General features: G+C 58.4%; 18 protein-coding genes and 1 pseudogene. 7 read left to right on the plus strand and 12 right to left on the minus strand.

Annotated features, from left to right (window positions below):
• Positions 1 to 67 precede the first annotated feature (67 nt).
• Genes FHT29_RS21995 through FHT29_RS22005 form a run of 3 tightly spaced genes read right to left on the minus strand, consistent with a single transcriptional unit; the run spans position 68 to position 5,862 of the window.
• Positions 68 to 889, minus strand: coding sequence for an enoyl-CoA hydratase/isomerase family protein (locus tag FHT29_RS21995; protein WP_047560473.1), 822 nt, complete (start codon positions 887 to 889; stop codon positions 68 to 70).
• On the minus strand, positions 886 to 4,404 hold the full coding sequence (locus FHT29_RS22000; RefSeq protein ID WP_047560477.1) for an indolepyruvate ferredoxin oxidoreductase family protein: 3,519 nt from the start codon (positions 4,402 to 4,404) through the stop codon (positions 886 to 888). Before FHT29_RS22000 ends, FHT29_RS21995 begins: the two co-directional genes overlap by 4 nt.
• Positions 4,405 to 5,862, minus strand: coding sequence for an FAD-binding oxidoreductase (locus tag FHT29_RS22005; protein ID WP_047560480.1), 1,458 nt, complete (start codon positions 5,860 to 5,862; stop codon positions 4,405 to 4,407).
• Positions 5,863 to 5,994: 132 nt separating this feature from the next.
• On the opposite strand from FHT29_RS22005, the gene FHT29_RS22010 reads away from it, so the two are divergent.
• Positions 5,995 to 6,750, plus strand: coding sequence for a FadR/GntR family transcriptional regulator (locus FHT29_RS22010; protein ID WP_113102530.1), 756 nt, complete (start codon positions 5,995 to 5,997; stop codon positions 6,748 to 6,750).
• Positions 6,751 to 6,798: 48 nt separating this feature from the next.
• On the plus strand, positions 6,799 to 7,791 hold the full coding sequence (locus FHT29_RS22015) for an MDR family oxidoreductase (protein ID WP_047560487.1): 993 nt from the start codon (positions 6,799 to 6,801) through the stop codon (positions 7,789 to 7,791).
• Positions 7,792 to 7,969: 178 nt separating this feature from the next.
• Here FHT29_RS22015 and FHT29_RS35075 read toward each other — a convergent pair.
• Both FHT29_RS35075 and FHT29_RS22020 read right to left on the minus strand, forming a co-directional pair.
• Positions 7,970 to 8,116: pseudogene (locus tag FHT29_RS35075) on the minus strand (IS3 family transposase); the annotation flags it as partial.
• A gap of 155 nt (positions 8,117 to 8,271) precedes the next feature.
• On the minus strand, positions 8,272 to 9,420 hold the full coding sequence (locus FHT29_RS22020) for a GGDEF domain-containing protein (protein WP_244655217.1): 1,149 nt from the start codon (positions 9,418 to 9,420) through the stop codon (positions 8,272 to 8,274).
• A gap of 415 nt (positions 9,421 to 9,835) precedes the next feature.
• Between FHT29_RS22020 and FHT29_RS22025 the strand changes: the two genes are divergently transcribed.
• Positions 9,836 to 10,342, plus strand: a complete 507-nt coding sequence (locus FHT29_RS22025; RefSeq protein ID WP_168600130.1) for an Hsp20/alpha crystallin family protein — start codon at positions 9,836 to 9,838, stop codon at positions 10,340 to 10,342.
• Positions 10,343 to 10,440: 98 nt separating this feature from the next.
• Here FHT29_RS22025 and FHT29_RS22030 read toward each other — a convergent pair whose 3' ends face one another.
• The 4 genes from FHT29_RS22030 to FHT29_RS22045 all read right to left on the minus strand — a co-directional run bounded on the left by FHT29_RS22030 (position 10,441) and on the right by FHT29_RS22045 (position 13,644).
• A complete protein-coding gene (locus tag FHT29_RS22030) occupies positions 10,441 to 11,088 on the minus strand; it encodes a BON domain-containing protein (protein WP_168600131.1) in 648 nt (215 codons plus the stop codon).
• A gap of 478 nt (positions 11,089 to 11,566) precedes the next feature.
• Complete coding sequence (locus FHT29_RS22035) at positions 11,567 to 12,004, minus strand: DUF3775 domain-containing protein (RefSeq protein ID WP_037200580.1); 438 nt, start codon at positions 12,002 to 12,004, stop codon at positions 11,567 to 11,569.
• 76 nt (positions 12,005 to 12,080) lie between these two features.
• A complete protein-coding gene (locus tag FHT29_RS22040) occupies positions 12,081 to 12,731 on the minus strand; it encodes a BON domain-containing protein (protein WP_047557548.1) in 651 nt (216 codons plus the stop codon).
• 100 nt (positions 12,732 to 12,831) lie between these two features.
• Positions 12,832 to 13,644 carry a 3'(2'),5'-bisphosphate nucleotidase CysQ gene (locus FHT29_RS22045; RefSeq protein ID WP_047557545.1) on the minus strand — a complete coding sequence of 271 codons (813 nt, stop codon included), beginning with the start codon at positions 13,642 to 13,644 and terminating at the stop codon, positions 12,832 to 12,834.
• A gap of 140 nt (positions 13,645 to 13,784) precedes the next feature.
• Here FHT29_RS22045 and FHT29_RS22050 point away from each other — a divergent pair, with 140 nt between their 5' ends.
• Positions 13,785 to 15,341 carry a bifunctional aminoglycoside phosphotransferase/ATP-binding protein gene (locus FHT29_RS22050; RefSeq protein WP_047557542.1) on the plus strand — a complete coding sequence of 519 codons (1,557 nt, stop codon included), beginning with the start codon at positions 13,785 to 13,787 and terminating at the stop codon, positions 15,339 to 15,341.
• A 406-nt stretch (positions 15,342 to 15,747) separates the two neighbouring features.
• On the opposite strand, the gene FHT29_RS22055 is transcribed toward FHT29_RS22050, so the two are convergent.
• Together FHT29_RS22055 and FHT29_RS22060 are read right to left on the minus strand one after the other, a co-directional pair.
• A complete protein-coding gene (locus FHT29_RS22055) occupies positions 15,748 to 16,695 on the minus strand; it encodes a bifunctional enoyl-CoA hydratase/phosphate acetyltransferase (RefSeq protein WP_052212311.1) in 948 nt (315 codons plus the stop codon).
• Positions 16,696 to 16,919: 224 nt separating this feature from the next.
• Complete coding sequence (locus FHT29_RS22060) at positions 16,920 to 17,312, minus strand: hypothetical protein (RefSeq protein ID WP_037200574.1); 393 nt, start codon at positions 17,310 to 17,312, stop codon at positions 16,920 to 16,922.
• Between the two features lie 731 nt (positions 17,313 to 18,043).
• Between FHT29_RS22060 and FHT29_RS22065 the strand changes: the two genes are divergently transcribed.
• Positions 18,044 to 18,322 (plus strand): c-type cytochrome, encoded by a 279-nt coding sequence (locus FHT29_RS22065; RefSeq protein WP_092576737.1) that lies wholly within the window; start codon positions 18,044 to 18,046, stop codon positions 18,320 to 18,322.
• On the opposite strand, the gene FHT29_RS22070 is transcribed toward FHT29_RS22065, so the two are convergent.
• Positions 18,303 to 18,839 (minus strand): IS110 family transposase, encoded by a 537-nt coding sequence (locus tag FHT29_RS22070; protein ID WP_051964222.1) that lies wholly within the window; start codon positions 18,837 to 18,839, stop codon positions 18,303 to 18,305. The two genes, FHT29_RS22065 and FHT29_RS22070, sit on opposite strands and share 20 nt — an antisense overlap.
• Positions 18,840 to 18,991: 152 nt before the next feature.
• Between FHT29_RS22070 and FHT29_RS22075 the strand changes: the two genes are divergently transcribed.
• Together FHT29_RS22075 and csgH are read left to right on the plus strand one after the other, a co-directional pair.
• A complete protein-coding gene (locus FHT29_RS22075) occupies positions 18,992 to 19,429 on the plus strand; it encodes a curlin (protein ID WP_037200572.1) in 438 nt (145 codons plus the stop codon).
• A gap of 64 nt (positions 19,430 to 19,493) precedes the next feature.
• Complete coding sequence (gene csgH, locus FHT29_RS22080; RefSeq protein ID WP_047557538.1) at positions 19,494 to 19,892, plus strand: curli-like amyloid fiber formation chaperone CsgH; 399 nt, start codon at positions 19,494 to 19,496, stop codon at positions 19,890 to 19,892.
• Positions 19,893 to 19,983 lie beyond the last annotated feature (91 nt).

Below are 19,983 nucleotides of genomic sequence, written 5' to 3' on the forward strand. Positions count from 1 at the left end.
CTTTCCGGAGTTAAATACAGCCATGTTGTTGTGGCTGTGCATCGCCAAACCAGCGAGGAAGATGATGTCAGTCGAGCCCCTTGAAGGGTGCGTCGCGAAATTCGAGATATTCCTTCAGCGACATCTTCTGAAGATTGCGCATCCATTCCTGCCCGTCCTTGCTGACATGGAGGGCGGCGATGGCATGCACGTTGTAATCGAAGGATGTCATCAGGCCGGCGGCGATCTGCTGGTTGTTGATGGAGGACTTGGCGAACTTGATGGCCGGAACTGGCATGCGTGCCAGCTTGCGCGCCAGGTTCTCGGTCTTTTGCTTGAGCTGATCGGCAGGCACGATCTTGTTGATCAGGTGCATCCGCAGCGCTTCTTCCGCGTCCACCAGATCGCCCGTGTACATCAGCCAGCGCACGTCGCGGGTGGCCAGCAGCCATGGCATGAAGAGGGCAGGCGGACCGGAATTGTGACGGACTTCCGGCTCGCCGAACTTGGCGTTATCGGCAGCGATCGTCAGATCGCACGACATGACGAGTTCGAGCGCGCCGGCAAGCGCATAGCCGTTCACCGAGGCGATGACGGGGATCGGCGCCTTCCAGATATTCAGAAGCGCCTGGGCATTTTCCGACATGTCGGCATGCCAGTCCTCGATGCTGACATCATAGTCTGCGCCTTGCAGGTCATAACCGGAAGAAAACGCGCGGCCGGCACCGGTGATCACCAGTGCGTTGACGTCCTTGTCGGCGACGGCCAGCGCAACGGCGCGGTCGATCTCGCGCACGGTCGTCTTGTTCATCGCATTGAGCTTGTCCGGCCGATTGATGGTGATCGTCGCGAACTTGTCCTGTTCATCCTTGTCGTAGAGAATGGTCTCGAAGCTCTCGGCTATGCTCATATGCTTTTCCTTTTTACGCTGGTGTCAGCCGGTTGCGATGGCGTGCTCGATGCCTGCATCAACAGGGCCGCCTTATTCTTTTCGAAACGCTCTATCGATGCTGATTTGACAGGGCCAAACCCCCTGATCTGATCGGGGAGCTGGGCAAGCGCGATGGCGCGCTGCTGGTTTTCCGGTGATAGATTTGCTGCGAGGTCGTTGATCAACGCCGCATAATCGGCCGCCAGTTTTCGCTCCATGCGACGCTCATGCGTGTAGCCGAACGGATCAAGCGGCGTGCCGCGAAGGAAGCGCATTTTCTCCAGCACGGAAAACGCCGGCAAAGTGAGCTTGTGGCTGATGGCAATCTTTGCCGGGTTGCCCGTGCGCTTGTCGATCCTTCGGGAAAAGAACGGCGGCGCCAGATGATGCTTGATCTCGAAATCACCTTCGAACTGCGCCGCGATCTTGTCCTTGAAGCTCCGGTCGTTGTGCAGCCGGGCCACTTCATATTCGTCCTTATAGGCCATCAGCTTGAAGGCATTGCGCGCCACGGCCTCGGAAAAATCCTCTCCGAGCTTCAGTTGGGCCTCGGCAGTGCGGGCGGTCGTCACCAGCTTGCGGTATTTGTCGGCATAGGTGGCGCTTTGATAGTGCGTCAGGAACTCGATGCGCTTGGCGACAATCTCGTCCAGCGTCTGCCTGGCCGGCGCCTCGTCCGGATCGATTGCGGCGGCCTGTTTGACAGCCTCCGGATCCACCACCGAGCGACGGCCCCAGCCAAAGGCTGCGCGATTCATCGCAATGCCTGTGCCATTGAGTTCGATCGCCGCATCGATTGCCTCAAGACTGATTGGAACCAGTCCACGCTGCCAGGCGTGGCCGAGCAGGAACATGTTGGCCGCGATCGCATCGCCCATCAGGGCCGCCCCCAGTTTCGTCGCGGCGATAAGGCTGATGGCATTGTCCCCAGCCGCTCTGCGCAATGCCTTCACCGTCGCTTCCTGGCGAAAATCGATTGCGGTATTCTGCACAAACGAGGCGGTCGGCGCGAAATGATCGTCGAGAACGGCCTTGGTACGGCCGGCAGCGAATGTGGACAGGGCGTTCTGGGCCGCTGACACGACGATATCGAAGCCGAGGACCAGATCGCTTTCCCCCGCTCCGATCCGTACGGATGTGATCTGCTCTCGCGCCCTTGCGACCCGCAGGTGCGAGATGACGGCCCCATTTTTCTGGGCAAGGCCGGTTTGGTCGAGAGTCTGGACCGCAAGGCCGTCAATGTGCGCGGCCATCGACAGTATGGCGCTGACGGTAATGACGCCCGTCCCGCCGATGCCGGCGAGCAGCATGTTGTAGGGCCGGTCGGTGATCTTTCGGATGGCCGGAAGAGGGAGGTCGTCGAAGCTTGGCTTGCCTGCCTTGGCGTCCGGCTTGCGGATGGTCCCGCCCTCGATGGTGACGAAGCTTGGACAGAAGCCTTTTATGCAGGAGAGATCGGTGTTGCAGCTCGACTGGTTGATCCGCCGCTTGCGCCCGAACTCCGTTTCCTGCGGCTCGATGGAGATGCAGTTGGAAACAGCAGAACAGTCGCCGCAACCCTCGCAGACGAGCTCGTTGATGAAGGCGCGTTTGTCGGAGATGGCGAAAGCGCCCCGCTTGCGCCGGCGCCTCTTTTCGGCAGCACAAACCTGATCGTAGACGAGCACGGTAACGCCCGGCACCTCGCGCAGTTCACGCTGCACCGCATCCAGTTCGTCGCGGTGGTTGACCGTAACGCCGCGCGGCAGATTGCCTTGCCAGACATCGGGCCGCTCGGCGACGACAGCGACCCGAGCCGCTCCTTCGGCGAGCATCTGCCCGACAATGCCGGGAACGGAAACTTCTCCGTCATGTTTCTGACCGCCCGTCATGGCGACGGCATCGTTATAGAGGATCTTGTAGGTGGCGTTGACCTTGGCAGCAATCGCGGCGCGGATCGCAAGCAGCCCGGAATGGAAATAGGTGCCATCGCCCATGTTGACGAAGATATGCTTCTCGTCGGTGAATTGGGAAAGGCCAATCCACGACCCGCCTTCACCGCCCATCTGGGTAAAGGTCGAGGTGTTGCGCTCTTCCAGCCCGATTACCATCATATGACAGCCGATGCCGGTGGATGCCCGGCTTCCCTCGGGCAGGCGGGTGGAAATGCTGTGCGGACAGCCTGAGCAGAAATAAGGGTCGCGTTTCAGCGCCGGCGTTTCCGTGGCACTTGCCGCGAGGAGCGCCTCGATATCGCGCGATCTGGCCAGCAGATCGGTGTGAGCCTCACCGATAAGATAGACGATCGCTCTTGCGACCGCGACCGCATTGATCTCGCCGGCCGCGGACAAGAGCGGTCGACCATCCAGGCCGAATTTGCCGTAGACCCTTGGGCGCCGATCTGACGCGAGGTTGAAAAGCTGAGCCTTGATCTGGTCTTCGATGACCGCGCGCTTTTCCTCGACCACCAACAAGGTTTCGACATCGGAGGCGAACCGTTGCAGACCCTCTGGTTCGATCGGCCAGACCATGCCGATCTTGTAAAGCCGGATGCCGAGTTCGCCGGCCCGACGCTCGTCGATGCCAAGGCTTGCCAGCGCGCCCATGAGGTCGAGCCATGATTTCCCGGTCGAAACGATACCGAGCCTCGCTTTGCCGGCAGTGCTACCCCAGATCGCTCTGTCGATGCTGTTTTGACGGGCGAAGACGTGTATCGCCTCCATCTTGTTTTCCAGCCGCCGTTCCATCGCATGCGGGCCATCCGGCCATCGCAATGAGAGGTCTCTGTGACCATCGGGATAGATGATGGCGGGCCGATCGGGATCGAGTTCGACCGTCGCTGTGCATTCGACGATTTCAGTCTGGCATTTGAAGCCGACCCAGGCGCCGGAATAGCGACTGAGCGCCCAGCCAAACAATCCGTAGTCGATATATTCCCCCACGCCGGCCGGCGACAGGAGCGGCACCATCGCGGAGATCAGATTATGTTCGCTCTGGTGCGGTAGGGTCGACGAAACGGCACCGTGATCGTCTCCGACGAGCAGCAGAACGCCGCCATTCGGATTGGTGCCGACGGCGTTGGCGTGACGGATCACATCCATGCTGCGATCGACGCCAGGTCCCTTGCCGTACCACATGGCGAAGACGCCATCATACCGGGCGCCCGGAAACATCGCCGTCTGCTGCGTGCCCCAGACGGCGGTGGCGGCCATGTCTTCATTGAGGCCGGGCTGGAAGCGGATGTGATGGTCGTCGAGATACTTCTTCGCGCGCGCCATTTCGCGGTCGAAGCTGGCAAGCGGCGAGCCGCGATATCCGGAGACATAGCCGGCGGTGTTCAATCCGCGCGTAAGGTCACGCTGACGCTGGATCATCGGCAGGCGTACGAGCGCCTGCGTGCCGGAAACGAGGATGTTACCCCGATCGAGCACGTAGCGATCATCGAGGCTGGGCGTCTTCACGGCGGAGGCCGTGGGCCGATCTTTGGAGTGTGCGGCGACGGGCAGAGTGGACATTTATGCGCGCTCCCCCGGTGCCGTTGGTTCCATGTCGAAAACGCGGCCGGGATTGAGGATGTTATTGGGATCGAACGCGGATTTGAGACGGCGCATGGCAGCCATCTCGGCCGGGCTGCGAACCAGCGGCAGCCACTTCTTCTTTTCAAGGCCAATACCGTGTTCGGCCGATATCGATCCGCCTTCGCTGGCGACACAGGAAAAGGTCGCGTCCGCGACGCGGTCATAGTGGTGCGTACGAACGAGGAAATGCAGATTGCCGTCACCGAGATGACCGAAAATGTAGATGGAAGCGGCGGGATCGACATGCGCGATTTTGGCTGTGGCCCTGTCCAAGAACCGCTGCATTGCGGAAATGGGCAGGCTGACGTCGAAGCCTGCGACATGGTCCATGCTGAAAATGAATTCGCTCGCGGCATCGCGCAAATTCCAGATGGCATGGTAGTCGCGCAGCGAGCGGGAAACCGCGACATCGCTGACAATGCCTTCCTCGTAGCATTCCATCAGCGCAGCGGCAAAGCGATCCTCGTCGCCTGCTTCGTCCTGTCCCTGCATCTCGATGAGCGCATACATTCCGGCACCCGCCGGCACAGGCGGCGGCGCGGCGGTACGCTTGAGAACGCCGGCATAAACAGCCGGGAAGATGACTTCGAAAGCGGAGAGGGACGGTCCGAGCCTCTGGCGCAGACGCCGCAGAAGCGTGATTGCCGCACCGAGCGAGGGGAGGGCGCAAAATGCGTTTGCCAGTGACTGCGGCTTGGGATGAAGACGCATGCAGGCACGGGTTACGACGCCAAGTGTGCCCTCGCTGCCGATGAATATCTGGTTGAGATCGAAACCCGAATTGTTCTTCGAAAGGCCTTTGAGGCTGGTCAGCACGGAGCCGTCTGCCATCACGGCCTCCAGGCCGAGAACCTGGGCGCGATACATGCCATAGCGCAGGACGCGAATGCCGCCGGCATTGGTGGCGATGTTGCCGCCAATTGTGGAGGTGCCCCGAGCGCCGATATCCACGCCGAACATGAAGCCATTGATATCTGCGACCTCCTGAACGGCCTGCAGGGTCGCGCCGGCGTGGGCGATCACAGTGCCGGCATCCTCGTTGACAGGTTCGATTGCATTCATTCGTTCCAGCGACAGCGCTACCTCGCCGGCCATGGGCCGCGCGGCGCCCGCAAGGCCGGTCCGTCCGCCTTGCACGACGATAGGCTGGCCGAGGGCGTCGCATACGGAAAGAATGGCCGACACCGATGCGGTATCCCTTGGGCGAAACAGAACGGCCGGCCGCACGCCGCGCTCGTCCGTTGCGTCCGCGCAATAGGCGTCACCGACATCCGGACCCGTGACAACAGCGTTCTTGTCCAGCCTGTCGTGGAGGCGGGTCAACAATTCTGAGAGCCGCAAAGACGTCGCAGATAAGGGACGTGCGACGAGCGCCCGGTCGATCGATCCGCCCATTCTGTTCCCCTGGTTATCTGGATCGAGGGCAGGTTATCGCCTATCTGATATTTGTCAAACCTATATTTAAATACCTATAGCCTTTTCGACGAAGGCATGGCATCAATGTTTTCGAGCGAAGGATGGAGCTCTATGAATCTTAGATATGACGAAGTGGTAAGATCTGGTATCGCCAAGCAGGTCGCCGAGAATATCAAGTCCGCGATCCTGGACGGGCGCCTGAAGATCGACGAGCGCTTGCCGACGGAGGAGGATCTTGCCCGGAGTTTTGGAATTTCGCGCCCGACGGTGCGCGAGGCGTTGAAGCGTCTGGCGGCGCAGAACCTCATTCATTCGCGCCGCGGCCCCTTGGGCGGCAATTTCGTGATGCGACCCGATCCCGAGGGGCTGTCGAAGGCGATTACCGGTGCCGCGACACTTCTCGTCGGTATCGGTGCTTTCGATATCGATGAGATCATTGCCGCAAGGCTTGAGACGGAAACCATCTGCTGCCGGCTTGCCTGCGAAAACCGCAGCGAAGAGGGATTGCAGGCTATGGCCACTGAGATCGCCTTGCAGCGGGATCAGGATATCAGCGACGAAGATTTCTGCGCTTCCGATGTCCGGTTCCATCGCGCCCTGGTCGACTCGACCGGCAATGGCCCCTTGAAGCTGATGATGTACATCGTGATCGAATCCTTCATTCCGATCACGAACATGATTGTCTTCAGGGTGCGCGAGCGCCGCCAGGTCGTTGCCTTCCACCAGAGGATCCATGAGGCGCTCAGCAATCGCGATGTCGGTGAAGCAACGGCGGCGCTCACAAATCTCCTCGCCTATGTGCGGGACAGCTATAGCGCCGCGCTCGATGCGCGCGGCCGCCGGGCGAGCGAGCAGGCGCAGTCCTGAACCCAGTCGGCTCACATCCTCAGAAGCATTGAAGTTCAAGGGAATTCCATGTCAGATTCTTTTACGGCAATGGTGATCGATACGGTTGATGGCAAACAGCAGGCCGGCTTCCGACAACTGACCTTGGCCGATCTGCCCGACCATGACGTTCTGGTCGAAGTTGCGTTTTCCACCGTCAACTACAAGGACGGTCTCGCCCTTTCCGGCAAGGGAAGGATTGCGCGCCGCACGCCGATGGTTGGCGGTATCGATCTTGCCGGCGTTGTCGTCGAGTCGCGCTCGGATAAATGGGTTGCGGGCGACAAGGTTGTGCTGAACGGCTGGGGTCTTTCCGAGACCGAATGGGGCGGCTATTCCCGATACCAGCGGGTCAAGGCGGAATGGTTGATTGCGCTGCCGCAGGAGTTCTCCCTGGAGCAGGCGATGGCAATCGGAACGGCTGGCTATACCGCCGCCCTTTGCGTCAATGCCCTGGAGGATTGGGGAACGATCGGCGTCGACGATCGGGAAGTGCTGGTCACCGGAGCGGCGGGTGGCGTCGGCTCGGTGGCTGTGAGCCTGCTTGCCAGCAAGGGCTACAAGGTTACGGCTTCGACCGGCCGGCCCGAAACCCATGATTATCTCGCCTCGCTGGGAGCGTCCGGATTCGTCGAGCGCGCGGCGCTTAGCGAGAAGGGCGGCCCGCTGCAAAAAGAGCGCTGGGCGGGAGCAGTCGATTCCGTCGGCTCGACGACGCTTGCTAATGTGCTGTCCCAGACGGTCTACGGAGGGGCGGTGGCTGCTTGCGGTCTTGCCGGCGGCGCAGATCTGCCGGCGACGGTCTTGCCGCATATCTTGCGCAATGTGGCACTGCTCGGCATCGATTCCGTTATGGCGCCCGTTGCGAAACGTCTACGTGCCTGGCAGATCCTTGGCCAGCACCTAAACCCTTTACACCTGCAGGCATTAACGCGGATTGAGCCGATGTCCGCGTTGCCGAAAATAGCAGAAGATATCGTTGCGGGTCGCATCCGTGGTCGCGTAGTCGTAGAGATCGGCTGACGTTGCTGTCACATTGATTTCTCATCAATGTTGCTGCGATAGTTGGCAACATGAGCGAGGCAGCCCTGATTTACAAGAACCATCTGTTTTCGGTCGAGATCGTAGCGCGTGCCGTCTGGCTGTTGAATTCCGGCTTGATTTGACCCCTCGGGGATCCGGATAAAAACTTGGACTGGTTTTATATCGTTCGTCCGAACCTCTTTCGGCATGCGATGGGGTTGAGAGAGCCGAGGGATATTTTTATCCGCTTTTCGTTATACCAGCGGATACAGGAATCCACGACCTGAATGAACTGTTCAATAGTTGTGGTCTTCCAGTCCCGGGGTAGAACAGTTCCGTGAAGAAGGGGGGTTCTGCCGTAAGCAGAATTGCAAGCCATGTCTGGCATCAAACCTTCTATATGTCGGGGAGCGCTTGCCATATTCAAAGGCCGTCATTTCGGCCGCTTAGTAAGCGGCCGCGGCTGGTCGTGGTTCTGCATCATCCTAAGCGCCGACAATGCTCCGGAACGGAGTTGAGTTCGGCGTCACAAACACGGTTTCGGCCTGCGGCTTTGGCCAAATACAAGGCCCGGTCGGCTTCCCGGCAAAGATCCGAGAGCTCCGCATGTTCCTGCACAGCTCTTGCGATACCAATGCTCGTCGTCACAGTCATCTCGGCCCCAAGTGTGGGATAGCGAAGCTCAGCGACGGCTTGGCGAATCCGCTCGGCATGGAGTAACGCGTCTCCGGCTTTTGCAGGGAGAAAAACTATGAACTCCTCTCCCCCCTGACGTGCAAGCAATGCCGACTGTGGCAAGATCGATTTCATCGCCCGAGCCATCGTCGCGAGAACTTCGTCGCCTGCGGCATGCCCCCAGCGATCGTTCAACTGTTTGAAGTGATCGATATCTAGATAGAGAATGGCGTCGCCATGGCCGGGCTGACTGGGCGTGTTCGCGTTGAAAAAGCGACGGTTATAAAGACCCGTGAGAGCGTCGTGGTCGGCCAGGTGTTTAATCTTGATATGCTGGCGCTCGCTGATGAAAATCACGATTGCAATCGCAAGCACGAACTTGGAAAGGATCATCAGAAAAAAGCCGCTCGCCACATCGAGCAGAGGAAAGGCATTGAACGAGAACTCCAGACCCATGACCAATGAGAGAAGACTGGCTGCTGCAAGTATTGCTGCAATCAGTTTCCGAATTGGAAGCGGCTCGCGATGTGCATCGAGAAACACGACAACCGCCGTGGCGGCCATCGTCAAGCAACCGAGAAAAGTGAAGGTCGTCGCCCGATACGTGTTGTTCAGATGGAACGCTGTAATCAGTCCCGTTGCCAGCGTTAGTGCGGCGGGGATGAGTATATGTGTGGTGTTTATCTTTCGATCGGGGTTGCTGATCACGATAAATGCCAATCCCAGCATGCAGTAGCCCAGCACGGCAAGAACAATGTTGATGAGGCTGAGAGGCCCATAAAGCGCGGGATGAACTTCGGCATATCCTGCAAGTGTTGAACCTGTCGCTAGGATAATGAAGCTTGCTGCTAATAGTCCTACGCCGCGACTTTCGGCCGAGGTAAGCCGCAGATACCCTAAGGTCAACGCTCCGGCGATATAAGATGTCTTCTGTAAGAAGAGGACCGTCGGCATATCCAAGTGGTTGATCATTAAGCACCAAATTAATGTATGTCGCCGCGGCAATACTTTGAATAGTTGAAAAATTTGTGAAGGTTGACACCGCTCGGAACTTCTTCATTTTTTGCCGGCAATCGTTGACGTATGAGCTTGCCTGCGGAGAGGTTCAAGCCTTCAAGTTGAAGATAGGCATCGGTCCACGACCCCGATCACCTAACCAAAAACAAAGGGGGCGCCGATCGATTTCATGATCGGCAAGATGACGACCGCGATCGCCTCGGGACGCGCGACAGCGCGCCATTTTGATGCTGATCAATGAACAACGTCGCAACACTGTCTTTGATGATATCGCGTCTTACGAAGACGATTTGGAAAAGGGCCGGGGCAAGGTCGTCCTCCAATGGTCCTCGCAACGAAGAGGAGAAATGATATGGCCGATATGGCAAGGAAGCTCCCTGTGAGCACGGAGAAGAAGGCGGCACCCGCTATGGAGCGATGGGCGCCATTCGAGAGCCTGCGATCGGAAATTGATCGCGTCTTCAACGACTTCACCCCTGGCTTTTTCGATCGCACACTCGCACGTTTCCCGAATGCTTTCGTGCGTGGCATGCCGGCCATCGACTTCGTCGAGTCCGATAAGGCCTATGAGCTCACGGCAGAGCTTCCAGGTATCAATGCGAAGGACGTGGAACTGACGCTCGCGGACGGCATCCTGACGGTCAAAGGCGAAAAGCATGAAAGCAAGGAGGAAAAGGAGAAGGAATACTACCTCTCCGAACGGCGCTATGGTTCGTTCCAGCGCAGCCTCCAGCTTCCCGACGGCGTCGATGCCGAGAAGATCGATGCCTCCTTCGCAAATGGTGTTTTGAAGGTCGTTCTGCCGAAGACAGCCAACGCGCAGAAGAATGACCGGAAAATTGCGATCAAGGCAGGCTAACCCATCTGGCCTCAATCCCGTGTCCGTCGCGGCTCAGCTGTAGGTTATCAAGGGGGCCGGCGGCACAGGAAGGGAGGGGCTCGCCCCTCCCTTTGGCGTCAACCGACATGAAGGTGATTTTCAACGATGGCGACGCCCGGAACCGACCACGCGGCCTGCTCGGCCGCCTGCCGCTCATTCCAGGCATGTACGTCGCTTTCGAGGACGACCTTGGTGTCGGATACGCGAACTCTTATCCTATCCGCCTCGATCTCGGCATTCCGCTGAAGAGCTCGCTCTATCCGATCCTTGATGTCGGACGTGCCCACAAGTTGCCGGATGGTTAGAGCATTCGTCACACCTACAACGCCGCCGAGCTTTTTGACGGCATTTTCAGCCGCCATGCGCTGGAAGTGCCAGCGCACTTCGCCGGAGAGTGTTACCCATCCGTGCTGGACCTTGACATCAATGGCGCCGTCGGGCAGCGCAGTATCCCAGGAAATGATATCGAGTGCACGCGCCGCGATTTCATCATCGGCATGCCTTTTCTGCTCGGGCCAACGCACGTCGATCTCCTCAGCAATCGCCCGGACACCCTTCACGCGCCGGGCAACAGCTTCCGCCGCCGTTTTTTCGGCGTAGCTCTTTACATGGCCAGATAGTGTCACGACGCCATTCTCCACAGAGACGCCGATCGTGGCTGCGTCAATGCTTGGATCAAATTCCAGTTCGTCGAGGATGTCCCGACGTATCTTCAGATCACTCATGATTTCCTCCTTGAAGACAATCGATCGAGGCTCGCACCTCGAACCAAATCTCGGCATTCCGGCGTGTGACGTCATTGCGCTGGGTCAAAGTCGAGGTGGGTCATTTTGTGATCCTGTTCGGAATCCCGAGAGGGCGGCTGCGTTGCACGGATCCGATTCCAGTGGATGCTAAAATAAGGGTCGGCGTTGTTGCCACCCTCTGCCATGTCGATCGCTGCGGGATCGCGTCATGCATGTGCGGACGACCCTCCGGAGGCATTGCCGAAGCCATGGTGGGCAAAAGCTATGCCGTGCATGCACCGATTGCGTCATGCCGCCGAACAGGCGTTGTCTGAGCCGCGGATGGCCGTAGGCTCCCATTGCCTGAAATGCAATCGAGCGTGACCCCTCATAGTACGTGGCAAGCGAGCCGGCTCCAGCGATGAAGAGTTGTCGCGAGCCCGCGGCATAGTTGCGATTTGACTATTCCGCGCGATCGTTAGAGATGCTCGTTTTCCACGGCCTGACAGGATTCGCCAAACATCGACAGGGCTTCCTCGAGATAGTCACCGAGTAATGGAGTGCCCAGAAGATATGCAGCCGTACGGTTGTTATGCGCGTCCGCTGCTGCACGGCGTATGCTCGACCACTCGGACACGGTGCCATCACCGCGACCGAGCCAAACAAGAGTCACGAGATCGATTTGCTCGTCGACGCTGAGCGCCCATATGGCGCTACGAAGTTCCTCTTGAACTGGATCGTCGCTGCTGTCTTCCAGTATGTCGATCATACGGTCGTCCGTGGGATTGGAGGAGGAATCCTCGTCGCTCGGGGCTTCCTTGGCGTCGAACTGGCGAGCTTTGAGGATAAAGTAGCAGACTTTTTCAGGCGCTATTGTCATCGGCCAGGCAGGCCGATCCTCATCGATCTTCTTCATCGCGGTTCTCCGGGTGTTTATCATAGCATCGCGGCAGTCGCCGGGCAGCTGATGGATAAGCTGCCCGGCGATCGGCCTAGTAACCGACCAAGAGGCGGTCCTCGACGTTGTGGACGCCAGGAGCCGACCACGCGGCATGTTCCGCGGCCTGTCGCTCCGACCATGTCTTGACCTTGCCTTGCAGCGTGACCATGCCGTCGGCGACGTTGATATTGATACCCTTCGCCTCAATCTCGGCGTCGCGTCGGAACGCGTCTTCGATGCGCTTCTTGACATCAGCCGAGCTGACCCGTGGAGTCACTTCGATCATGTTGGAAACGCCAACGACACCGGAGAGATCGCGGATGGCGTCGGCGGCCGCCGTCTTTTGATATTGCCACTCAACTCGACCGTTCAGGGTAACCCAACCGTTCTGGACCTTGACCTGAACCGCATCCTTCGGAACGGTGACGTGCCAGCCAAGCGTATTGACTGCGCGTTTTGCAATTTCGTCATCTGCAGTCTTGTGCGTGCCCGCCGGCCGCACTTCGATGTCCTGTGCGATGGCCTTCACCCCCTTGATGCGGCGTGTTGCCCGCTCGGCGGCTTCCCTTTCGGCATAGGTGGAGACATGACCCGTGAGGGTAATAACGCCATTGTCCGCGGCGACGCCGATATTGGCTGCGTCAATGCTCGGTTCGAATTCCAGTTCATCGAGAATGAGTTGACGAAGTGTGATGTCGTCCATGAGATGATCTCCTCTGTTGATATCTCGAACGAGGGAAGACTAAGGGGCGGCGCAATCCTTGACATTGACCTAGCTCAAGGGACGTTTCCCGGGTCCATTATTAAAGGGATAGCTTTTGTGCGGTGTTGATGCGTTGCGCGAGCTGCGGTGTTCGAGCCGCAATGAAGCCGTCAATCCTGAGCGTGCGCCGCTTCTCGTCGAGTAGTGGCGATCCGTCGGTCCGCAGCACCGTGCCTCCGGCGGCTTCGACAAGCGCCAGCCCGGCAGCGCAATCCCATAGCATCGTTGGTGAGAGCCTGACGTAGGCGTCAGCCTCCGCTGCCGCGATCAAGGCGAACTTAAGAGAGGAGCCGAGTTTGCGGATCGTGCAGGCTTGCAACGTGCTAAGCAGGCCCTCTGTCTGACGGTCAAGGTGCGTACGGCTTACGAGCACGATTGGTCGTCGTGGGGTGACGATGCGGTTGAAAAGGTCGCGGCACTGCCCATCGGGAGCCTCTTCGAACACGTATCCATTGCCATAGGAAAAGAACAGCCTCTCGCGTGCGGGCGCATAGATCAAACCGGCGGTGGCGTGGCCATTCTCGACCAATGCGATATTAATGGTAAACTCATCCCGCCCGCGGACAAATTCCTTCGTTCCGTCGAGAGGATCGATGACAAAGGAAAGAGGTTTCAACGCTTGCGTTGCGGAGTTCTCGTCCTCCTCGCTGATAATTGGAATCGCTGCTGCCAAGGCTTTGCAGCCGGCACACAGAATCTCATGACTGGCAAGGTCGGCGCGTGTAACGGGGGAACCATCCGGCTTGAAGTTCGGTGCGACGCCAGTTTTTTGAAGAGAGCGTACCAACGCGCCAGCCCTTCGAATGACCGGTATCAGGGCTTCGACAAGTTGTTGTCGTGAAGTGAGATCCATTGACCGTGCCCTTGCGCGCCATGACTGCAGCATCTCCTTTAGCGCTACCCGTGTCTTTGCATCATTGACGCACATCAATGATGCAAAGAGCCAAATGAGGTCACATTGGCCCGTAGCGAAATAGCAAATGAGGCTGGTAAATGATTGTCGAAGACCAGTCCGAGGTCACATCCTTTTTGGAGCGTGTCTTGTCTCGGGAAGGCAGCCCGATGCAGAAGATGGAGACGCACATTTCCTGCATATTCCTGTCAGGCGATCGCGCCTACAAGATGAAACGGGCGGTCCTTTTGCCTTACGTGGACTTCTCCACCGTAGAAAAGAGGCAGGCCGCGTGCTTGAGGGAGGTAGAACTGAATGGCCCGACGGCCCCAGGAATCTATCTTGGCGTTCTGAGAATCACGCGGGCATCCGACGGAAGCCTAGCTCTCGACGGAGAGGGACAGGTCATCGACGCGGTGGTCGAGATGCGACGCTTTGACCAGTCGCAGCTGCTTGATCAGGTTGCCCAGTCGGGTGGTTTGACCTCTGCAATAATGACAGCACTTGCTGGTGCTATCGTGCAGTTCCATCATCAGGCGCCGGTCATTCACGACCGCGGCGGAGCGGCAAACGTGGAGGCAGTCCTTAAGATCAACGAGGCGGGCTTCGCGACAAGCCGCGCCTTCCCACAAAAGGACGTCGCGGAACTGACAGCGCTCTTCCGCCGCCGGCTCACTACTCTTGCTGCGTTGCTGGATAAACGAGAATTGGCTGGAAAGATCAGACGCTGCCACGGTGATCTGCACCTGCGCAATATCTTTCTGCTCAATGGCCACCCTTGTCTTTTCGATTGTATTGAATTCAACGATGAGATTGCGACAATCGATATCCTATATGATTTGGCGTTCCTGCTGATGGATCTCTGGCATCGTGGACATGCCGATTTTGCCAATCTCGTCATGAATCGATACCTGGACGAAACTGGTGAAGATGACGGTTTTGCCGCGCTGCCGTTTTTCATGGCGATGCGAGCCGCCGTGCGTGCCCATGTCATTGCCACGCAGGCGGAGGAGGCCGGCGCCCTGGCGCCGGTGCTCGTATCCCAGGCGCGATCGTATTTCGCGCTTGCTCACTCCCTGCTGCAGCCGCCTCAAGCGAATCTCATTGCTCTTGGAGGTCTCAGTGGGTCAGGCAAGTCTACGCTTGCCGAGACGTTGGCACCGCGCATTGGACTGCCGCCGGGAGCGCGCATCATCGAGAGCGATCGCATCCGCAAGTCCATGCATGGCGTTCCTCCGGAAACGCGCTTGCCTCAAAGTGCCTACCGTCCCGAGGTCTCCGTCAGAGTCTATCAGGAGATATCATGGCGTACGCGGCTCATTCTTGCGCGGGACGGTACCGTGGTGGCCGATGCGGTGTTTGACAAGGCCGGTAACCGTGAGCTGATTGAGCGAGCCGCTGATGAGAAAAAGTGCCCGTTCTCCGGCTTCTGGCTGGAGGCGGATCCAGCCTTACTTTGGCAGCGTGTCGAAGCACGCACAGGCGGATCTTCGGATGCAACGGTGGAAGTGCTGGCAGATCAGCTTTCGAAGGGCAAAAGCGCGATCGACTGGACAAAGCTCGATGCGGCGCATCGGCCTGACGAGTTGGCGGATGAAATTCTGCGCCAAGTTGCGATCGGAAGTGCAAATTTCGTCGGCATAGCTGAAGGCATCTGAAGATGACCGCAAACAAACGGCCATCTCCGAAAACGAGAAGGAGCTCTTTTGCCGAATGCGCCTGCACCGGTGCCGTTCAATCCGACGGATAGGCCGGCGACTTTGTCGCCACATTCCGTGTTGATAGCTTGAAATTCGCGTCGCCGATGGGCTGCCGTCTATTGGGTCACGACCCGTGCCGGTGCCGGTCGTGACGTTTACTGAACGGGAGCACGTGATACTTATTTCACTAACTTGAACGACAACTAAGCCCGAGGCCCTGGCCGCTTTTCACAGCCGGTTCGCCGAATGCGATCTGCTAGCCAGCAATAGGCTCACATGGCGGAATGTCCGACCGCAAGGAGCCAGGAAATATTCAGGCTCGCGGAACGCGTTCGCAGTGGTCGGCTCGTTAGAATGAATAGGTTCAAACCAAGCCTTTGGGCCGTTCGAGGCCGATGAGCTTGGCAAGTGCGGCCGAGGCGAGCCGAACCTTCAAGGAATCGGCGCGGCTGGTCAGGATGATCGGTACGCGGGCGCCCAGCACGAGGCCGGCTGCATCCGCTCCTGCCAGGTAGATCAATTGCTTGGCTAGCATGTTGCCCGTTTCGAGGTTGGGCACGACAAGGATATCCGCTCGACCGGCAACGGGCGAGACGATCTCCTTGATGCGGGCCGAGTCCAGGCTGATGGCGTTGTCGAAAGCAAGAGGACCGTCGACCTTTGCGCCCGTAATCTGTCCACGCCTGGCCATGACGGTAAGAGCGGCCGCATCAAGCGTCGCCGGCATGCAAGCTTCCACTGTTTCCACTGCGGCCAGCACCGCCACAAGCGGCTCCTCGACGCCGAGACGATGCAGAAAATCAATCGCGTTTTGGGTGATATCGCGCTTGTCGGTAAGGGTCGGCGCGATGTTGATCGCAGCGTCGGTGATGACGAGCGGCTTATGATAGGAGGGTACGTCAAGTACATAGACATGGCTGACACGCCGCTCGGTTCTGAGCCCGGATGAAGTGGCGACAACAGCTCCCAGGAGCTCATTGCTGTGTAAACTACCTTTCATCAGCGCATCGATCTTACCCTGCGCTGCAAGTTCGACACCTCGCGCGGCAGCGGCATGGCTGTGTTCCGTCGCCTCGATCTCTATACCGTCGAGCGATATGCCGGCGGTGGTCGCCGCGGCGCGAATCTTCGCCTCTGGTCCTATCAGCAGCGGGGAGATCAGGCCCTCGTCGCGCGCCTCCACCGCCGCCAGGATCGCCTCCGGGCTACAGGGATGTACGACGGCCGTCCGCAGCGCAGGCGCCGCTCTGGCCCTGGCGATGAAGTGTTCGTAACGGTTATGTGGGAGGAAATCGGTCATGGGCCGGATCATCGCTGTATCACGTGGTTTCTGGGCTCATCGCAAAATGGCGTGTAGCTCCTGGCCGCATCATCCACCAGCGGGTGGCGCGACGGGCTCGGTGCTCGTCTATGCCGACAGTCTTGCTTCTCAGCCCGGCCCCCAGGATCTTTCGCGAACTGACGCCGCGGCTTGCCAATCTTCAGGAATACGGCACGGGTCGTCACAGAAGCCGGATGCCGCTCCTGAGGCTCCCGCTAAAGCACGGCCGTTTTCGCAGCCGCAGCTCCAAGGGGATTTTCGGCTTCTTCTCTGATAACGCCGATGGCGTCGGATGCAAATCGTGCATTAATGGCGACGGTTTTGTTGACTTCCTTCGCATAGTCCGAAGCCGCATTGCGCCAATAATCGCCGATGACATCCGCGGTTTCATTAGTCTTTTCCGCAGCTACAATGTCATCCAGCAGCTTGATATCGCACCGGAAACGATGCTGAAGAAAGGATAGGCCTTCAACCTGATAGCGAAGCATTGCTTTGATGACAGTTGTCGGCATCTTCAATGCGGAATCGACAAATTGTTTACTATCGCCCGATGCTAGGAACGACGCCATCGGAAGGTCGAACGCTGACTGTAGAACCTGTTTCTGCATGACACGTTTTCTCCATTAAACACACAGGAACTTACGGCGTCGAAAGGCAAAACGCTTTGATCAAGGTCAAGGACCGCTCAACGCTGCAATCGAAAACTCAGACCTCATGGCTGGCACGCATGTTGGCGCGCAAACGGCGATTGGCCGCGCCAACAAGATGGCTCGCTCGACCTGGGCTATGCCATCTGCGAACGACGGTTATGAGATCCAGCGTTCCGTGGGAAAGGCTGCCTAACGAGAGCACATCAAAAATGGAAATACACATCTGAATATTGCAGCGAACGGCAGGAGATGCAAAACGGTCACTCCCGTCGCTTTTCAAGCCTGATGTGTCGTCGCGTCGATGTCTTCGGGGCATTGAAGTGGAAGCGGTGAAAACCCATCGAGGCTCGCGACGATGGTGTACGCGCCGCGACAGGAAGCTGGATATACGTCAGCAGTTTTGACCGGGAATCTTGTCTTGCCAAACCTGCTGCGATTGGGCGGGCCCCATATACGTTCCGCAGATGGGGAATATTCTGGATGATTTTTCTGGCCCAATCGTCAAATTCGTTCCGCGCGGATTGAGGAGCAACTGTCGTCTCAAACACTTTTCACTGTTCTAATACGGACTCCGGTGCCATAATGGCGTGCGCTGCTACCAAGTTGCAGTTGCACCAAGCGGGAAGGGCGCGCAGATGCGATCAAAGCCTACGTTTCGGGCATGTTGGGGCGTTGTAGCCATTCTCTTCATGGAATTCTTTTTTGGCGAGTGCGCGGCGGCTGATCGCGTTAATGGCCAGCGGATTGCCGAGCGCTGGTGCGCTGAATGCCACGTCGTGGCATCCGGACAGCAGCACGGCTCGGACCGGGTTCCGACGTTCGCCCAGATTGGCGAGTCGAAACGTTTTGACGGGGCGTCGCTTTCAGCCTTCCTGATGGACCCGCATCATTCACGCATGATAAATCTTTCGCTCACGCGTTCCGAAATCTCCGATCTCGTTGCATATATCAAGAGTCAAGGGCGCTGACGCGGTGCGCGTTTGCGTAAATCGATGACCTGTGCCGCTTCAAGCCATTCAGCCTGCGTGAACTGACATGGATCAAAACCGCGCTGGATACCGCATTGACCTTGCCCCCATATGTGGAATGGCCCGCGGATAGGGTCTGCCCTGGTTCAGACGCGCCCTCAACCACGGCCGCGTCCGATTGCCGTTTCGGGCGACCCGCAAGACGGCGGTTGCCCCCGACGACGCGAAGAGTCCGGAGTTCCGGATTTCCCATCTTCGATATTCGTCCCAGCCTCTCCTTACCTCCGCTTGAATGCGGCCGCAGTGTCAATCCGAGCCAGGCGGCAAAGCGGCGCGCCGACTTGAACTCGCCGGGATCCGGCACAAGCGCTTTGCTGGTCGCTGCCATAATGGCGCCTAGGCCGGGAATCGCGGTCAACCGATGCATGTTCTCGTCCCGCTTGGCCTCCACGAGAATTGCGCGCTCGAGCCTGTCGATCTGGTTGGCTGAAGCTTCGATCAGATCGGCAATAACCATCAGAGCGAAGCGTGCTGCCGCGGATGGCCGAGCGTCTATCCCATCTCTGCGAATGAACCCCGACTGAATGGTGCCTTCAGCTTCCGTTCCAAAGGGAGCGTCTAAAAGAGGGACGTTCAACCGCGGTCCTATCCGCCTGAGGAGACACAGTCATGATCCGCACGTCTTTCATTGCAACCGCACTCGTCGCTCTTGTTGGCCTCACCGCCGCAGCCCCCGCCATGGCCAACGATGTGCGTATCGAACAATATGGCTGGTCGAACTCTGCCGGTGGCGCGCAGGAAGGGTACGGAAACCGCATCAGAACCTACCAGAACGGTGGCTACAACCGGATTGTCGGCCATCAATATGGTCGCCACAACCTTTCGGCAGTCGGTCAGGAAGGCAATGACAACTACGGCGCCACCTATCAGAACGGCAACCGCAACATAGCCGGCATCGGCCAGTTTGGCTCCAACCACACGACCATCCTTACCCAAGACGGCAATGGCAACATCGCGGCTGGCGTCCAGGTCGGCCGTGGCTGCAACGCAAATGTCAGTCAGGGCGGCAACGGCAATGTTGCGGCCTTCGTCCAGGCTTGCCCGTAAGCAGCTGCGCGATGACGTGAAAGAGGTCAAGATCGCAGCAGCAAACCATTAGGGGAGACGACCCATGCCAAATAGCGTCAAACATCCACGCCGCCTGATGACGATTCTCGCGCTGGTCCTGTTTCCCGTCGGCGCCATTGCGGCAATGACGACTGCCAACCAATCTGACGAAGCGCAGCTTTGCGAAATCAAAGTAACGCCTGGAGCAGGTATGGTGAGACTGGATGCGCTCGTCCACGCCGACAAGCATGTCGGCGGAACTTACACCTTCCATGTCGATAAATCAGGAGACGGTGGAAGTTCCACGATCAACCAGAGTGGCGATTTTGATGCCACAGCCGGACATGCGGCAATCCTTGGTTCCGTCTCGCTCGACTCCAAGGGAAACGAGTACAAGGCGACGCTGGATGTCGTGATCGGGGATAAGAGTTTCAGCTGCACGAAGCAGATCGGCGGCAACTAATCGGCCTCTACACTCTGCAAATCCCTCAAAAGGGCGCCGGTTTCTGGCGCCCTTTTGCTTTCGATCAGGCCGAAACGACTGAACGACAACT

Origin of the sequence: Rhizobium sp. SG741 (genome assembly GCF_012275435.1) — a bacterium.
Lineage (GTDB): Bacteria > Pseudomonadota > Alphaproteobacteria > Rhizobiales > Rhizobiaceae > Rhizobium > Rhizobium lusitanum.

Coding starts and splice junctions, on each gene's coding strand:
- FHT29_RS21995 (WP_047560473.1), bottom strand. CDS start 889: ATGAGCATAGCCGAGAGCTTCGAGACCATTCTCTACGACAAGGATGAA.
- FHT29_RS22000 (WP_047560477.1), bottom strand. CDS start 4,404: ATGTCCACTCTGCCCGTCGCCGCACACTCCAAAGATCGGCCCACGGCC.
- FHT29_RS22005 (WP_047560480.1), bottom strand. CDS start 5,862: ATGGGCGGATCGATCGACCGGGCGCTCGTCGCACGTCCCTTATCTGCG.
- FHT29_RS22010 (WP_113102530.1), top strand. CDS start 5,995: ATGAATCTTAGATATGACGAAGTGGTAAGATCTGGTATCGCCAAGCAG.
- FHT29_RS22015 (WP_047560487.1), top strand. CDS start 6,799: ATGTCAGATTCTTTTACGGCAATGGTGATCGATACGGTTGATGGCAAA.
- FHT29_RS22020 (WP_244655217.1), bottom strand. CDS start 9,420: ATGCCGACGGTCCTCTTCTTACAGAAGACATCTTATATCGCCGGAGCG.
- FHT29_RS22025 (WP_168600130.1), top strand. CDS start 9,836: ATGGCCGATATGGCAAGGAAGCTCCCTGTGAGCACGGAGAAGAAGGCG.
- FHT29_RS22030 (WP_168600131.1), bottom strand. CDS start 11,088: ATGAGTGATCTGAAGATACGTCGGGACATCCTCGACGAACTGGAATTT.
- FHT29_RS22035 (WP_037200580.1), bottom strand. CDS start 12,004: ATGAAGAAGATCGATGAGGATCGGCCTGCCTGGCCGATGACAATAGCG.
- FHT29_RS22040 (WP_047557548.1), bottom strand. CDS start 12,731: ATGGACGACATCACACTTCGTCAACTCATTCTCGATGAACTGGAATTC.
- FHT29_RS22045 (WP_047557545.1), bottom strand. CDS start 13,644: ATGGATCTCACTTCACGACAACAACTTGTCGAAGCCCTGATACCGGTC.
- FHT29_RS22050 (WP_047557542.1), top strand. CDS start 13,785: ATGATTGTCGAAGACCAGTCCGAGGTCACATCCTTTTTGGAGCGTGTC.
- FHT29_RS22055 (WP_052212311.1), bottom strand. CDS start 16,695: ATGATCCGGCCCATGACCGATTTCCTCCCACATAACCGTTACGAACAC.
- FHT29_RS22060 (WP_037200574.1), bottom strand. CDS start 17,312: ATGCAGAAACAGGTTCTACAGTCAGCGTTCGACCTTCCGATGGCGTCG.
- FHT29_RS22065 (WP_092576737.1), top strand. CDS start 18,044: ATGGAATTCTTTTTTGGCGAGTGCGCGGCGGCTGATCGCGTTAATGGC.
- FHT29_RS22070 (WP_051964222.1), bottom strand. CDS start 18,839: ATGGTTATTGCCGATCTGATCGAAGCTTCAGCCAACCAGATCGACAGG.
- FHT29_RS22075 (WP_037200572.1), top strand. CDS start 18,992: ATGATCCGCACGTCTTTCATTGCAACCGCACTCGTCGCTCTTGTTGGC.
- csgH (WP_047557538.1), top strand. CDS start 19,494: ATGCCAAATAGCGTCAAACATCCACGCCGCCTGATGACGATTCTCGCG.